Source organism: Ancylobacter sp. VNQ12, assembly GCF_049445835.1.
Taxonomy (GTDB): Bacteria; Pseudomonadota; Alphaproteobacteria; order Rhizobiales; family Xanthobacteraceae; genus Ancylobacter.
This window is the reverse complement of the sequence record NZ_JBMSDU010000032.1, coordinates 22,779-36,580: the sequence shown is the minus strand read 5'-3', so window position 1 is coordinate 36,580 and position 13,802 is coordinate 22,779. Positions and strand designations below refer to the sequence as shown.

General features: G+C 65.2%; 13 protein-coding genes and 2 pseudogenes. 7 read left to right on the top strand and 8 right to left on the bottom strand.

The window, feature by feature from the left end:
* Positions 1-107 precede the first annotated feature (107 nt).
* Complete coding sequence (locus ACO2RV_RS23775; RefSeq protein WP_423296683.1) at positions 108-1,091, top strand: LysR family transcriptional regulator; 984 nt, start codon at positions 108-110, stop codon at positions 1,089-1,091.
* 143 nt (positions 1,092-1,234) lie between these two features.
* On the top strand, positions 1,235-2,338 hold the full coding sequence (locus ACO2RV_RS23770) for a hypothetical protein (protein ID WP_423296682.1): 1,104 nt from the start codon (positions 1,235-1,237) through the stop codon (positions 2,336-2,338).
* A 12-nt stretch (positions 2,339-2,350) separates the two neighbouring features.
* Here ACO2RV_RS23770 and ACO2RV_RS23765 read toward each other — a convergent pair whose 3' ends face one another.
* The 7 genes from ACO2RV_RS23765 to ACO2RV_RS23735 all read right to left on the bottom strand — a co-directional run bounded on the left by ACO2RV_RS23765 (position 2,351) and on the right by ACO2RV_RS23735 (position 9,014).
* The gene (locus ACO2RV_RS23765) at positions 2,351-3,874 is read right to left on the bottom strand and encodes a UxaA family hydrolase (RefSeq protein WP_423296681.1); all 1,524 of its coding nucleotides are present in this window, start codon (positions 3,872-3,874) and stop codon (positions 2,351-2,353) included.
* A gap of 5 nt (positions 3,875-3,879) precedes the next feature.
* Positions 3,880-4,890 carry a zinc-binding alcohol dehydrogenase family protein gene (locus ACO2RV_RS23760; RefSeq protein WP_423296680.1) on the bottom strand — a complete coding sequence of 337 codons (1,011 nt, stop codon included), beginning with the start codon at positions 4,888-4,890 and terminating at the stop codon, positions 3,880-3,882.
* A gap of 81 nt (positions 4,891-4,971) precedes the next feature.
* Positions 4,972-5,775 carry a transporter substrate-binding domain-containing protein gene (locus tag ACO2RV_RS23755; RefSeq protein WP_423296679.1) on the bottom strand — a complete coding sequence of 268 codons (804 nt, stop codon included), beginning with the start codon at positions 5,773-5,775 and terminating at the stop codon, positions 4,972-4,974.
* Positions 5,776-5,817: 42 nt separating this feature from the next.
* Positions 5,818-6,546, bottom strand: a complete 729-nt coding sequence (locus tag ACO2RV_RS23750; protein WP_423296678.1) for an amino acid ABC transporter ATP-binding protein — start codon at positions 6,544-6,546, stop codon at positions 5,818-5,820.
* Positions 6,530-7,183 (bottom strand): amino acid ABC transporter permease, encoded by a 654-nt coding sequence (locus ACO2RV_RS23745; protein ID WP_423296677.1) that lies wholly within the window; start codon positions 7,181-7,183, stop codon positions 6,530-6,532. The genes ACO2RV_RS23750 and ACO2RV_RS23745 overlap by 17 nt, the downstream gene beginning before the upstream one ends.
* A gap of 11 nt (positions 7,184-7,194) precedes the next feature.
* Positions 7,195-7,878, bottom strand: coding sequence for an amino acid ABC transporter permease (locus tag ACO2RV_RS23740; RefSeq protein ID WP_423296676.1), 684 nt, complete (start codon positions 7,876-7,878; stop codon positions 7,195-7,197).
* Entirely contained in the window at positions 7,875-9,014 is a 1,140-nt protein-coding gene (locus ACO2RV_RS23735) for a mannitol dehydrogenase family protein (protein WP_423296675.1), read from the bottom strand. Before ACO2RV_RS23735 ends, ACO2RV_RS23740 begins: the two co-directional genes overlap by 4 nt.
* Positions 9,015-9,237: 223 nt before the next feature.
* Here ACO2RV_RS23735 and ACO2RV_RS23730 point away from each other — a divergent pair, with 223 nt between their 5' ends.
* The 3 genes and pseudogenes from ACO2RV_RS23730 to ACO2RV_RS23720 form a co-directional block, all read left to right on the top strand.
* Positions 9,238-10,140, top strand: coding sequence for a GntR family transcriptional regulator (locus ACO2RV_RS23730; protein ID WP_423296674.1), 903 nt, complete (start codon positions 9,238-9,240; stop codon positions 10,138-10,140).
* 25 nt (positions 10,141-10,165) lie between these two features.
* A complete protein-coding gene (locus tag ACO2RV_RS23725; RefSeq protein ID WP_423296673.1) occupies positions 10,166-11,083 on the top strand; it encodes a sugar kinase in 918 nt (305 codons plus the stop codon).
* A 183-nt stretch (positions 11,084-11,266) separates the two neighbouring features.
* Positions 11,267-11,380 (top strand): annotated as a pseudogene (locus tag ACO2RV_RS23720) (IS5/IS1182 family transposase); the annotation flags it as partial.
* Between the two features lie 80 nt (positions 11,381-11,460).
* On the opposite strand, the pseudogene ACO2RV_RS23715 reads toward ACO2RV_RS23720, so the two are convergent.
* Positions 11,461-12,196: pseudogene (locus ACO2RV_RS23715) on the bottom strand (SDR family NAD(P)-dependent oxidoreductase).
* A gap of 84 nt (positions 12,197-12,280) precedes the next feature.
* On the opposite strand from ACO2RV_RS23715, the gene ACO2RV_RS23710 reads away from it, so the two are divergent.
* Together ACO2RV_RS23710 and ACO2RV_RS23705 are read left to right on the top strand one after the other, a co-directional pair.
* Complete coding sequence (locus ACO2RV_RS23710) at positions 12,281-12,694, top strand: winged helix-turn-helix transcriptional regulator (RefSeq protein WP_423296688.1); 414 nt, start codon at positions 12,281-12,283, stop codon at positions 12,692-12,694.
* A 261-nt stretch (positions 12,695-12,955) separates the two neighbouring features.
* On the top strand, positions 12,956-13,741 hold the full coding sequence (locus ACO2RV_RS23705) for an IclR family transcriptional regulator (RefSeq protein ID WP_423296672.1): 786 nt from the start codon (positions 12,956-12,958) through the stop codon (positions 13,739-13,741).
* Positions 13,742-13,802: the final 61 nt, after the last annotated feature.

Here is a 13,802-nt window from a genome sequence, read left to right as displayed (position 1 = left end):
CATCAAGCGCGTCATCGCCGTCGCCGGCGTTGCATCGACCCTCAGAGCGATAACCGGGTGAACGGAGCTGACGCGCGCCATGGCAACAACCTGCGCGACGAGCCAAAGTGAGTTCTCACACAGCCTCCGTCCTCATGAAGCCTTATGAGCAGAGACTGCCTTTCAATCTCGACTGGAACCTGCTTCGCACCTTCATGGTGGTGGCCGAGCAGGGCGGGATCACCCGCGCGGCGGACTATCTCGGGCTGCGCCAGCCGACCATTTCCAGCGCGCTGAAACGGCTGGAGGACACCATTGGCCACCGCCTCGTCGACCGCGGGCCAAGCCATTTCGCCATCACCGAGGCCGGGCGCATCCTCTACCAGGAAAGCCGCGCTATGTTCGAGGCGGTGGCGCAGATCCCCGGCCTGATGAGCGTCGCCGAGGGACGGGTGAGCGGGCATGTTCACATCGCCCTGACCAGCCATGTTGTCTCGCCGCATTTCGACGCGCTGCTGGCGCGGTTCAACAGCCAGCACCCGGACGTCACCTATTCGATCACCGTGACGGAAAGCGCCGAGGTGCTGAACCGGCTGCGGCAGAACCGTTCCACCCTGGGTTTGTGCCTGATGAATCGGCCCGATCCCACCTTGAGCGCCCGTGTGCTGTTCCGCGAATATTTCGGCCTGTTCTGCGGACCGCGGCACCGGCTGTTCGGGCGCGCGAACATCGAACTTTCCGAACTTCAAGGCGAGGACTCGGTGTCGTTTCAGACCGATGTCGAGGGCGGCTCGCTCCATTCGGTGACGCAGCTGCGCGAACTCGCCCTTCTCAAGCCCAAGCTGAAGGGCGTCTCCGCCAACCTGCCGGAAGTGCTGCGCATGATCGTGACCGGGATCGGTGTCGGCGCCCTGCCCGTCCATGTCGCCCGCCGCGACGTCGAGGCCGGCCAGCTCTGGCAGTTGCCGCCCTATGTCGCGCTGCCGGTGGTCGACGTGTTCTTCGTCACCAACCCGCAGCGCAGCCTCAATCCGGCGGAGCGGATCCTGGTGCAGGCACTGAACGACATGCTCGACGAGGTGCCGCTCGCTGAGCGCTGCTACCTCGATTGAAGCGGCCATGCGCGATCGTCGATCCCGGTGGTGTTCGGCGGAATGAGGCGCAACGATCCTCTATTCCCTGTATTCTGGCACTATTGACCGGCGTTCTGGTACTGCGGGCAACCGCCCCGTGCCGCGCCGACCGAGGAACCGCCATGAGCGACCAGCCTGAACCCATCGCCCCCACCGAGCCGGATCGGCTCGAGGTCCGCGCGCGGGATTTCGACCGCGCCGCGGAAGCGGGCATCCTGAATGGCGATCAGGCGCGGGCGCTGTGGGACTTCCTCGCGGCGCAGGCGCCGAAGCACGCTCCCACCCCGGAGGTTCCACGCTTCTCCTTCGGCCACACGCTGTATTATTTCGGCGGCCTCATCGCCATCGCCGCGATGAGCCTGTTCATGACGCTGACGTGGGATGCGCTCGGTCCGTGGGGCATCTGCACGCTCGCCCTCCTCTATGCCGCGGCCTGCTGGGCCATGGCTGAGATGCTCCATGCTCGCGGCCTTGCCATTCCCGCCGGGCTGCTCGCCGCCCTTGCCGTCTGCCTCGTACCGCTGATCACCTGGTCGGCCCAGAACGCGCTCGGCCTCTGGCCGGAAGTCTCGGGCGCCATATCCGGCGAACGCCTCAGCCAGTATCACCAGTGGATCGACGCACGCTGGCTGACGCTGGAAGTGGCGACGCTGATCATGGGAGCGCTGGCGCTGTGGCGGCTGCGCCTGCCTTTCCTCGTCATGCCGGTGGCGGTCACGCTCTGGTATATGAGCATGGATCTCTCCCGCTGGCCGGCCGGCGAAATGGGCGATGTGGATTTCGACCATGCCCGCCGTGTTTCGATCGTGTTCGGCATCGCCATGTGCCTCATGGCCGGCGCGCTCGATCTCTACCGGCGCCGCTACGGCACGCGGGATTTCGCCACCTGGCTCTACCTCTTCGGTGCCTTCGCCGCATGGAGCGGAATCACGCTCAGCCATTCCGACAGCGAAATGGCGAAGCTCGTCTACGGGCTGTTCAATGCCGGCCTCGTGCTGTTCGGCGCGGTCATCGGGCGGCGCATCTTCACCGTGCTGGGGACCATCGGGGTCGCGCTCTATCTCGGCTATCTCGCCTTCGAGCTGTTCCAGGACAGCCTGCTGTTTCCGCTGGCCCTCAGCCTCATCGGCCTCGGCATCGTGGGGCTCGGCATCTGGTGGCAGAAGCATGAGGCGTCCATCGTGCGCCGCCTCTCCTCCGTGCTGCCCGGCATCGCCCCCCGATAGCCGGCGCGACGGCTACATCACCGCGCCGATCTGCCAGGGCACGAATTCGTTGCGGCCATAGCCGAGCAGTTCCGACTTCGAGCGCGCGCCCGAGGCGATATCGAGCACGAGCCGGAAGATCTCGCGGCCCTTCTCCTCGATGGAAACGCCGTCGAGGATGTCGCCGCAATTGAGGTCCATGTCCTCCTCCATCCGGGAAAACAGGTCGGAATTGGTGGCGAGCTTGATCGAAGGGGTCGGCTTGCAGCCATAGGCCGAGCCGCGCCCGGTGGTGAAGCACAGCATGTTGGCGCCGCCCGCCACCTGTCCCGTGGCCGCAACCGGATCGTAGCCCGGCGTGTCCATATAGACGAAGCCCTTGCGGTCTATGCGCTCGGCATAGCGGTAGACGCCGCGCAGCGTCGAGGTGCCGCCCTTGGCCACCGCGCCGAGCGACTTCTCAAGAATGGTGGTCAGCCCGCCCGCCTTGTTGCCGGGCGAGGGATTGTTGTTCAGCTCGCCGCCGGTGCGTGCCGCGTACCGGGTCCACCATTCGATAAGGTCGACGATCTTGCGCCCGACCTCCTCGCTCTCGGCGCGGCGGGTGAGCAGGTGCTCGGCGCCGAAGATCTCCGGCGTCTCGGAGAGGATGGCGGTGCCGCCATGGCGCACCAGCAGGTCCACCGCCGAGCCCAGCGCCGGATTGGCGGTGAGCCCGGAATAACCGTCGGAGCCGCCGCATTGCAGCGCCAGCGTGAGTTCGGAGGCCGGTACGGTCTCGCGCACGCTGGCATTGGCGAAGGGCAGCATCTCCTTGATGCGGGCCACGCCGGCGGCAATCGACCGGCGGGTGCCGCCGGTTTCCTGAATGGTCAGGCTCTGGAAATGCGGACCTTCGACGATCCCGTACATGTCGCGCAGGCGCGGGATCTGGAACACCTCGCAGCCGAGCCCGATGACCAGCACCGCCGCGAAGTTCGGGTGGCTGGCATAGCCCCATTGGGTGCGGGCGAGAATATCGAACTCCTCGCCCTTGGAACCCATGCCGCAGCCGGTGCCATGGGTGAACGGAACGACGCCGTCGATGTTGGGATAGTCCTTGAGGATGCCCGAACGGTTCACCTCATCGGCGATGAAATCGACCACGGTGGCCGAGCAGTTCACCGAGGACAGGATGCCGATATAGTTGCGGGTGCCGACGCGCCCGTCGGCACGGCGGAAGCCCTGAAAGGTCGCGGCGCTCTCGCCCGGCAGCAGCCCGGTGTCGGGCGTGGCTTCCGAGGCGAAGGCATAGTCGCGCTCGAAATCGTGCAGCACCACGTTGTGCTCATGCACCCAGTCGCCGGCGGCGATGTCGCCCTTGGCGAAGCCGATCACCTGCCCGAACTTGCGGATCGGCTGGCCCGCCGGGATCGACTGGTTCGCGACCTTGTGCCCGCGCGGGATCGCCGCGCGCGCGCTCACCCCGCCCGCCAGCTCCACGCCGCGCGACACGCTGTCGACCGCGATGATGACATTGTCGGCGTCGTGAAGACGCAGCGTGCGCGGAGTGGACATGACGGTCATACTTCCAGAATGGCCTTGATGACACCGGCCTCGGGGCGCAGCCAATCCTTGAACAGCGCGGCCCCGTCTTCTAGCGCTCCGCGGTGGGTGTTCAGCGCGCGCGTCGGCACCTTGCCGGCATCCATCTGGCGCACGACCTCGGCGAAATCGTCGGGCTGTGCGTTGCGGCTGGCGAACAGCGTGGTCTCGCGCTTGTGGAATTCCGGGTCGGAGAAGCTGATGTCGGTACGCACCACGCTGACCAGCACATAGCGGCCGGCATGGGCGACGAAGCCGAAGCCGCGCTGCATGGCGCCCGCATTGCCGGTGGCGTCGATCACCACATCGAAAAAGTCGCCGTCCGTGAGCAGCTTCGCCTTGGCTTCCGCCTCCTCGTTGGCAAGCAGCAGATGGTCGGCCCCCAGCGCCTCGGTGGTGAAGGCGAGACGATCCTCGCGCATGTCCATGACCGTGACATTCGCCCCGCGCGCCTTGGCGAAAATGATGGCGGACATGCCGATCGGGCCGGAGCCGACCACGAGGACGCGGTCCTGCGCGGCGATGCCGCCGCGCTTCACGCCATGCGCGCCGATGGCGAGGAACTCGATCATCGCCGCATCGTCCAGTGAGGCATTGCCAGCGGGAATGACATTGGACACCGGCACGCAGAGGAACTCGGCCATACCACCATCGCGATGGACGCCGAGCACGGAAATGTTCTGACAGGCATTGGTCACGCCGCGCCGACAGGCCACGCACTTTCCGCAGGACAGGTAGGGCACGATGTAGACGTTCTGTCCCGTCGACAGGCCGCTGCCGGCCGGAGCCGTCTCCACCGTGCCGGACAGTTCATGGCCCATGACGCGGGGATATTCGAGGAAGGGATGCTTGCCCTGGAAGATGTGGAAGTCCGTGCCGCAAACGCCCACGCGGCGGATGCGGACGAGAACTTCGCCCTCCGCCGGGACCGGCTCGGGGCGGCTGATGACAGACAGCCGGCCGGGTTCTTCGCAGATCAACGCCTTCATCGCAGAGGTCTTTCGGGCTCGTGAGAGCGGCCCGGCAACATGCCGGACCGCAGTGGGTGTTTTCGGCGATCAAGCGCCGTATCAGGTCTTGGGCAACTCGGCCGGCAGCGGCACGCCATTATACTTGAGGTAGATCTCGCCCAGCTTGCCATTGGAGAGGTTCTTGGCGATCCACTCGTTCAGCACGCCGCGCAGCGCGTCGTCTCCCTTGCGCACGCCGATGGCGTAGGGGTTGGTCTTGAGCACCAGCTTCACTTCCAGCGGGTCGTTCGGGCGGCGCGCATTCACCGCCGCCATCACCTGCGGCGACGACGCCATGATGCCGACCTGGCCGGAAACCAGCGCGGTGATCAGGGTGGCGTCGTCATCATAGCGCACCATCTCGGCGCCCTTGGCCTGGTTGGTGGTTTCCTTGTCGTTGGTCGAGCCGCGCGTGGTGCCGAGGCGCTTGCCGACCACGTCGTCGAGCGACTTGATCTGGGTACTCTTCGGCGCGGCGATGACGATCTGGATCACGCCATAGGCATCGCTGAAGTCGATGACCTTCTTGCGCTCCTCATTGACGCTGAACGAGGCCATGACGAGGTCGGCCTTGTTGGTCAGCAGGAAGGGCACGCGGTTCGGGCTGGTCACCTGGACGATTTCCAAGGGGATGCCGAGATCGGCGGCGAGCAGCCGGGCGCTCTCCACGTCGGAGCCGGTCGGCTGCATGTTGGCATCGCTCATGCCGAAGGGCGGCGAGCCGAGATCGATGGCGACCAGCAGCTTGTTGCGGGCCTTGATGTCGGCAAGCGTATCGGCGAAGGTCGGCAGCGAGAAGCTGCCCATGGCGCCGAGGCCGGTGGCGATGCCGGCGGCGCCGGCGAGGAACTTTCTGCGATTCATGTCTTCCACCCTTTGATGTTGTTCTTGGAAATCGATCGGGAACTAGAGGCCGCTGCCGACGAAGTCGCGCAGTTCGGCCGTCTGCGGCGCGTCGAGCATCGAACCCGGTCCGGTTTCCCAGACCTTGCCCCGATGCATGTAGATGACCTTGGACGCGACCTTGCGCGCGAAGGCCATTTCGTGCGTGACGAGGATCATCGTCATGCCGCCGCGCGCGAGATCTTCCATCACCTTCAGCACTTCGCCGGTGAGCTGCGGATCGAGCGCCGACGTCACCTCGTCGAACAGCATCAGCTTCGGCTGCATGGCGAGCGAGCGGGCGATGGCGACGCGCTGCTGCTGGCCGCCGGAAAGCTGCTCGGGATACTGCTCGGCCTTGGCCTCCAGCCCGACCCGGGCCAGCACCTCGCGGGCGAGGTTGCGCGCATTGGCCTTGGAAAGCGACTTCACGCAGGTCGGCGCGAGCATGATGTTCTGCTCGACGGTGAGATGCGGAAACAGGTTGTAGCTCTGGAACACGATGCCGACGTCGCGGCGCAGGCTGCGGCGGTCGAGCCTGGGATCGTGCACCGCGTGGCCGCACACATTGATCACGCCGTCCTCGATGGTCTCCAGCGCATTGATGCAGCGCAGAGCCGTCGACTTGCCGGAACCCGACTGGCCGATGACGGCCGCGACCTCGCCCCGGCCGACCTCGAAGGACACGCCGTCGAGCACCTTGACCGGCCCGAAGCTCTTATGGACGTTGGAAACACTAACGACGGCCGACATTGAGCTTCCTTTCGAGGCTTCGGCTCCAGGTCGAGAGCGGGAAGCAGATCGCGAAGTAGAACATCGCCACCACGATGAAGATGGTGAACGGCTCGAAGATTGAATTGTTGATCAGCTTGCCGGCCTGGCTGAGCTCGACGAAGCCGACCACCGAGGCGAGCGAGGTATTCTTGACAATCTGGACGAGGAAACCGACGGTCGGCGCCGTGGCGATGCGCATGGCCTGCGGCAGGATCACCCGCGTCATGCGCTGCCAGCGGGTGAGAGCCAGGCACTCGGCCGCCTCCCATTGCGTCTTCGGAACCGACTGGATGCAGCCGCGCCAGATCTCGGCGAGAAAGCCGGAGGAATAGATGGTGAGGCCGGTGCCCGCCGCGATGATGGCGGGGACCTCCTGGAAGCCGACAATGGCGATGCCGAAATAGATCAGGAACAGCAGGATCAGCAGCGGCGTGCCCTGCACCAGCTGGATATAGGCGATGGCCGCCAGCCGCACCGCCCGCACATCGGAGATGCGCGCCATCGCCACCACGAAGCCGAGCAGGCCGCCGCCGATGAAAGCGATGGCGGACAGGCCGAGCGTCCACATCGCCGCCCAGCAGAGAAATTCGAAGTGAACGAGACTGAAAGTCGGCATGGCGTTTCCCCTCAGAGCGCCGTGCCGAGCTTGCGGCGACGCACGAACACCGCGAGGCCGAACAGCCACAGCGCGATGCGCACCACAAACGACAGGATGAGATAGAGGACGCCGACGACGATGTAGGTCTCGAAGCTGCGGAACGTGTCCGACTGGATCCGGTTCGCCACCGCCGTCAGTTCCTCGGCCGAAATCTGCGAGGTGATGGAGGAAGCCAGCATCAAGAGCACGTACTGGCTGGTCAACGCGGGATAGACCCGCTCGATGGCGGGACGCAGCACCACGTGCCAATAGGTCTGGGTGCGGGAAAGGCCGAGGCAGTCGGCGGCTTCAAGCTGCGCCTTGTGCACGGATTCCAGACCCGCGCGCACGATCTCGCTGGTGTAGGCGCCGACATTCACCACCAGCGCGACCACCGCAGCCATGTTGGCCGAGACGTGGATGCCGAGCGTCGCAATGCCGAAATAGACGATGAACACCTGCACCAGCAGCGGCGTGTTGCGGATGATCTCGACATAGGCCGCGACCAGCCACTTGACCCAGCGCGGCCCGTCCGCCCGGCCGATGGCGCACAGCGTGCCGACCACGAAACCGAGCACGGTGGAGATCGCCGACAATTGCAGCGTCAACCACATGCCCATGGCGAACTCGCGCCAGAACGGCAGCAGGACGGCAAAATCGAACTGGTAGCTCATGCGCGTTTCCGCCCGCTCACGTGGCACGCGACGACGTGGTCCAGATAGGGCGTGGCGGGCGCATCCGGCGCCTCGCCGATCCAGTCGAGGAAGGCGGCGATGCGGCGCTCGACCTTGGTCGTGTGGTTCTGCGCGATGTCGGCGATGCGGTGATCGAGGAAAGGATTGAGGAAGCGATCGAGCGTGGTGCCGACATAGGCGCGGGCCTCATCGCCCATGCCCCGGACGTCGAAGCCCGGCACCACCTCGCCGGCATAGAGCGCATCGAGCCGGCCACGCACCGCGGCATCCGCAAGGATCGCGCGCACCGTCTCGTCGGGAGCGCGCCTCTCGCTCAGCCAGATGTCGGCGAGAACCGTGTGGCCGAGATTGAGGATATGCAGCTTCAGCCGCTCGAAGGGTTGCAGGTCGTCGGCCAGCACGAGCGCGGGATGGCTGAATGGCAGGACAAGGCCCGGCTGCCGCTGGACCGCCCACAAGGCGTAGGGCTCGGCCACCGCGCCGACCGGCTCTATCGGCTGCGACACGATGCGGTCGACCAGCGTGTCGGCGAAGATGACGTCGCTCGTGATCCATTGCGCGAAGGCGGCGGGCGCCTGCGCCGCCTCGGCAAGAGCGAGAACGGCGGCCCTCAAGACTTCGCCGTTACGGTTGACGAGTTCGCACGGCAGGATCGTCATCGGCCGGCCGCCGGCCATCCAGCGCGCGTGCAGCAGCGCCGTCAGCTTGCCCGGGAAGGAGAGCGGAACGGCGCCGGACAGCAAGGCCGGTCCACGGTCGGACGCCGATACCTCGTAACCCGTGTCGCCCATGTTGGAGACGACGAAGTCTGCCTCAGCAGCGAACAGCGCGGACAGCGCGTCCCAGTCGCGTGCGGCGGAAAGCCCCTGATCAACGCTCAGCACATCGATGCGGCGCTCGGTCTTCGCGCCGTTTTCAATGCCGCGAATGATGACGGGATAGCCCTCGGGCCTGCCGAAGGCGGCGACGCGGCCGGCGCGGTCGCCCGAATTCGACGCCTGCACCACGGTGATGGGACCGACCGGCTGGCCGGCCTGCTTCGCCTCATGGGCGAACAGGTCGACATGCGCCTGGAGGAAACGGCTGGTGCCGAACTGGATGATGCGGCCGGTCACGCGCGGCGCGTCCCGGCGGTCCAAATCCTGTTCATGGCAGCATGAAAGCGCATGTGGCGCGCGTGATCCGGCGTCATGTTTCCTTGCCCTAGCTTGTCATTTTTGTTGTTTCTTTATGCATAAAAATCCATACTGGCGATCGAGAGTCAATCGGTCTTTAATATAAAAAAAAAGTGCCGGTCCATCGGAGACCCGGCGTGGATGCGCGAGGAAATGCCGGGGCATGAAGGGTAACGCCGTCTACAAGCGCGCCTTTAACGGCTGTCTGGAGCTGCTTTCCGGGCTCGACATGGGCACACATCTGCCCTCGGAGGCCGACCTCGTTCAGGAGCTGAATGTCAGCCGCACCACCGTGCGTTCCGTGCTTTCATCACTCACCAAGAACGGAATTCTCGCGCTGGACGGCGCGCGCCGTCAGCTCATCCGCCATCCTGAGAAGAGCGATTACTTTCCCGACACCCAGACCATGTCGGCCGGCGCGGCGGTCGAGCGCCGCTTCATGGAGTGGATACTCCAGGGCGACTTCAGAGCTGGACAGTTGCTCAACAGTGCCGAACTGGCACGCCAGTTCGGCACCTCGACCACCACGATCCGCGAGTATCTCTCGCATTTCCAGCATTACGGCCTGCTGGAGCGCCGGCCCAACAGCGCCTGGGTCTACAAGGGTATGACGCCGGAATTTGCCGGCGAAATCTATGACGTGCGCGAAATGTTCGAGGCGCGCTCGGCGCGGGATTTCATCGAACTGCCAGCGGAGTCGGCGGAATGGAAGGCGCTGGATGACATTGAGGCCCGGCACCATCATTTGCTGGCTAACATCGAAGCCAGACATCCCGAATTCCCTGCCCTTGACGAAGCGCTGCACCGGCTCATCCACAAGGCATCGGGTAACCGCTTCATCATCGACTTCTACGAGGTCATCTCGGCCATCTTCCACTACACCTATCAGTGGAACAGGGATGACGAGCAGCAGCGCAGCATCGTCGCGCTGAACGAGCACCTCGCCTATATCGCGGCGCTGCGCAGCCGCGACCCGCGCGCCGTCGACGCGCGCTGCCGCGCGCATCTCAAGACCGCGCGCGCCACCCTCATCCGATCCATCCGCCTGGGCCCGTTCGGCGCCTGACACGGACCCTTTCCGGGAGCTCCAGATGAAGAACTTCGCCAGCATCGGCGAGTGCATGGTCGAACTGTCCCCCAGCGGCGACGGGCTTTATCGCCGGGGTTTTGCCGGCGATACGCTGAACACCGCCTGGGGTGTGCGGGCACTGGCCGATCCGGGCGAGCTCGGCGTCCGCTATGTCACCAGCGTCGGCGACGACAGGCTGTCGGGCGATCTCGTGCGCTTCATCGACAGCGCCGGCATCGACACCGCCTCCATCCGGCGAGTGCCGGCGCGCACCGTCGGGCTCTACATGATCACGCTAACCGGCCATGAGCGCGCCTTCACCTATTGGCGCGACACGGCGGCGGCCAGGCTGCTGGCGGAAGACGGCGCCGCGCTGGCCGCCGCCTTGACCGAGGTCGATTGCGTCTATCTCTCCGGCATCACGCTGGCGATCCTCTCGCCCGAGCACCGCCGCACCTTGCTGGATGTGCTCGCCCGCGTTCGTGCGCGGGGCGGCATGATCGCCTTTGACGGCAATGTCCGGCTGCGGCTGTGGCCGGATGTCGACGCCATGCGCGCAGGGCTGGAGCTGGGTTACCGCGCCGCGACAATCGCCCTGCCCACCTTCCCCGATGAGAAGGAACTGTTCCAGGACGCCTCGCCCGAAGCCTGCGCGGCGCGGATCGCCGGCTATGGCGTGCCGGAAGTGGTGGTGAAGGACGGTGCAGAGCCCTGCATCCTGCGGATCGCAGGCTCGAGCCATATCGTCCCCGCCATCAAGGTGGATGCGCCTGTCGATACCACCGGCGCGGGCGACAGCTTCAACGCCGGCTACCTCGCCGGGCGCCTTTCCGGCCTGGAACCGGTCGACGCCGCCCGGCTGGGCCATAGGGTTGCGGCGCGTGTGATCTGCACCCCGGGCGCGTTGATCGACATGGCCGAGTTGCGTGCGTGCCGCTGAGGCGATGTCCCGGGAGAGACCGCACCCGCAATCACGAGTCGCGCGGGCTTTGAGATGGCGGGCCGCGCCCCATGGCGGTGAAACCGGGCTTAAGTCCTGCTCTCTTGGAATTCGTCCCGAAAGGGTCGAGCGACTGGGCGGTCGTGATTCCGAGGGGTTGTTCAGGTCACCTTGGAGCGAGCGATGTGGACCCCAGCCACTCGCCGGCAGCCTGGTCGCGCGGGGCTTCGATACGAAACGGACCTGATGGATGCGGAGTGGCCGTCTGCATTCCGCGCGATAGCTGATCCGGCTCCTCTTCCATCGAGGCAACGCCTCAACTTATTGAGGGCTTCGATTCCGTCATCGAAGCCCTCCACGCTCACGCGCCAGCTGTCTCAGACTTGCGCCAAGCCTCCATCGACGAACACCTCGCCGCCGGTCATGAAGCTGCTGTCCGAGGACGCCAGGAACGCCGCCGCCGCCCCGGTCTCTGTCGGATCGCCCATGCGGCCGAGCGGCGTCGTTGCCCCAAGCGCATCCAATGCCTCCTCGCCGACGACCTCAACCGCCAGCTCTGTCCGGGTCGGTCCAGGAGACAGCACATTGATGCGGATGCCAGTGCCGCGCAGGTCCAGCGCCCAGCTGCGTGCCAGATTGCGGATAGCCGCCTTGGTCGCGCTATAGATGCTGAACTGCGGCGTTCCCATTACCCCCGTGCTCGAACCGGTGAGGATGATCGAGGACCCCGCCGTCATCAGTGGCAGGGCCTTCTGCACCGTGAACACCAGCCCTTTCACATTCACATCGAAGATCAGATCGTAGTGTTCAGGCGTGATCTCGCCGAGCGGTGCGAATGAGCCGGTTCCCGCATTGGCGAACAGGATGTCGAGCCCGCCGCGTTCGGCCTTCACCGTCTCGTACAGCCGATCGAGATCGGCCAGGCTGGTCACGGACCCCTGAACCGCCCGCGTCGACGGCCCTAGCCGGGCCACGGCGGCGTCCAGTACGTCCTGCCGCCGCCCGAAAAGGTAGACGAACGCGCCTTCCTCAATGAACCGTTTTTGCGGCCCCGAGCCCGATGCCGCTGCCGCCGCCAGTCACCACTGCCGTCTTGCCGTGTAGTCTGCTCATGATGTGCTCCTCCATTGGGATTGCACTCAGTTGGCCGACCACCTACCTTTCTACAAGTATGCACCTTTTAGTAAGTACCTTAAAATGTCACCGCACCGTTCAGAGTCTTCCAAAGTGCCGCCCTCGAACTGCACTCCCACGCTGCCCGGCTTCACCTGCGGGCTGGACGCGACGCTTCGGGTCATCGCCGGCAAATGGAAGCCGCTCATCCTCTACTTTCTCGCTCAGGGCGGACCGACGCGCTACGGCGAGCTACGCCGCGCCGTTCGTGACGTCAGCGATAAGATGCTGATCCAGCAACTCAAGGAGTTGGAGGCCGACGGGCTCGTGAAACGGACCGACTACAAGGAGATTCCTCCGCGAGTCGACTACAGCCTCACGCCCCTGGGCCTTAGCCTGGCCGAGGCCCTCGTACCACTCTGCACGTGGGGCACGCAGAACGTGGCCGAGGTTACTCGTGTCTTCGCCCGACGGGAGGCGGTGGATAGAAGAAGATGATAGGCTTCCGACGGTTATTGGGGTCTGCAATGCCTGTTGCTGCAGTTGCGGACATTCAGGTCGGCGCCAAAACCGGACATGCGACCGTCACTGCCTTTCCGGCATTCGAAACGTGCTCCCGCCCAATGGACTTCCTTCCGGGCCGCGGCTCGCATAGACGGTCTTCCTTATCGACACGTTGCGCCCTTTCGTCACCAGATCGACAAGCTAGCTCACCGGACATCGCCGGTCGTGAAACCCCAATCAAGGTCATTTGCGCTGATGTCTCCGGGCAGCACTGAAGGTCCGCTCGACCGCGCCTTTGCGGTGCTGGACTTCGTAGCGGGGCAGCTGAAGGCGGTGTCCGCCGCCGAGATCGCGAAGAATCTCGACCTGCCGCTCCCGACGGCGCACCGGCTGATTGGAAATCTGGAAGCGCGCGGCATGCTGCAGCGGGCGGCAGGCACCAAACGCTACATGGTCGGCAACAAGCTGGTCGTTCTTGCGGGCAAGACCATCGGCTCGGCCTTCCGTTCGGCACGGCGGCATGCGGTTCTACAGAATGTTGCCGCCGAAATTGGTGAGCAGTGCGAGATCGGTATCGTACGCGATAATCTCGTCATTTATGTCGACAGTGTTCGCGCGCCCGCTCCACAAGGACTGCAATTCGACCCTGGCAATAGCGCCCCGCTTTACTGCACGTCGACCGGTAAGATCTACATGAGCATGCTGCCGGCGCGCGCGCGGGAAAAGCTGGTTCGCTCGCTCCTCATGATACGGCACACCGAGCGCACCGTGATCGAGCCGGACCACCTGCTCGCCATTCTCGAACAGACGCGGATGGCGGGCTGGGCTCACACCAATGAGGAGTTCGTCAAGGGCGTCGTCGGTTGTGCCGTGCCGATCAAGGCGCCCGACGGGACGCTCATCGCCTGCCTTGGCGTTTCGGTGCCGGTGGCCCGCGTCAACTTCGACGAACTGGAGAGATTTCGCGATCCTCTGCTGCGCGCGGCCCGCCTCCTATCTGACACCATCCTGCAGGCGGATGCCGATTTCGCCGAAGACTAGTTCCCGCCGTCGCGGGGGGAACGCACAGCCCGAAATCCCGGAATTTTCGATGCCTGGTTAC

Bases quoted from the DNA above. Each gene is read 5' to 3' on its own strand.
- ACO2RV_RS23750 (WP_423296678.1), bottom strand. From the start codon at position 6,546: ATGTCGGCCGTCGTTAGTGTTTCCAACGTCCATAAGAGCTTCGGGCCG.
- ACO2RV_RS23730 (WP_423296674.1), top strand. From the start codon at position 9,238: ATGAAGGGTAACGCCGTCTACAAGCGCGCCTTTAACGGCTGTCTGGAG.
- ACO2RV_RS23745 (WP_423296677.1), bottom strand. From the start codon at position 7,183: ATGCCGACTTTCAGTCTCGTTCACTTCGAATTTCTCTGCTGGGCGGCG.
- ACO2RV_RS23760 (WP_423296680.1), bottom strand. From the start codon at position 4,890: ATGAAGGCGTTGATCTGCGAAGAACCCGGCCGGCTGTCTGTCATCAGC.
- ACO2RV_RS23755 (WP_423296679.1), bottom strand. From the start codon at position 5,775: ATGAATCGCAGAAAGTTCCTCGCCGGCGCCGCCGGCATCGCCACCGGC.
- ACO2RV_RS23710 (WP_423296688.1), top strand. From the start codon at position 12,281: ATGTCACCGCACCGTTCAGAGTCTTCCAAAGTGCCGCCCTCGAACTGC.
- ACO2RV_RS23770 (WP_423296682.1), top strand. From the start codon at position 1,235: ATGAGCGACCAGCCTGAACCCATCGCCCCCACCGAGCCGGATCGGCTC.
- ACO2RV_RS23705 (WP_423296672.1), top strand. From the start codon at position 12,956: ATGTCTCCGGGCAGCACTGAAGGTCCGCTCGACCGCGCCTTTGCGGTG.
- ACO2RV_RS23725 (WP_423296673.1), top strand. From the start codon at position 10,166: ATGAAGAACTTCGCCAGCATCGGCGAGTGCATGGTCGAACTGTCCCCC.
- ACO2RV_RS23765 (WP_423296681.1), bottom strand. From the start codon at position 3,874: ATGTCCACTCCGCGCACGCTGCGTCTTCACGACGCCGACAATGTCATC.
- ACO2RV_RS23740 (WP_423296676.1), bottom strand. From the start codon at position 7,878: ATGAGCTACCAGTTCGATTTTGCCGTCCTGCTGCCGTTCTGGCGCGAG.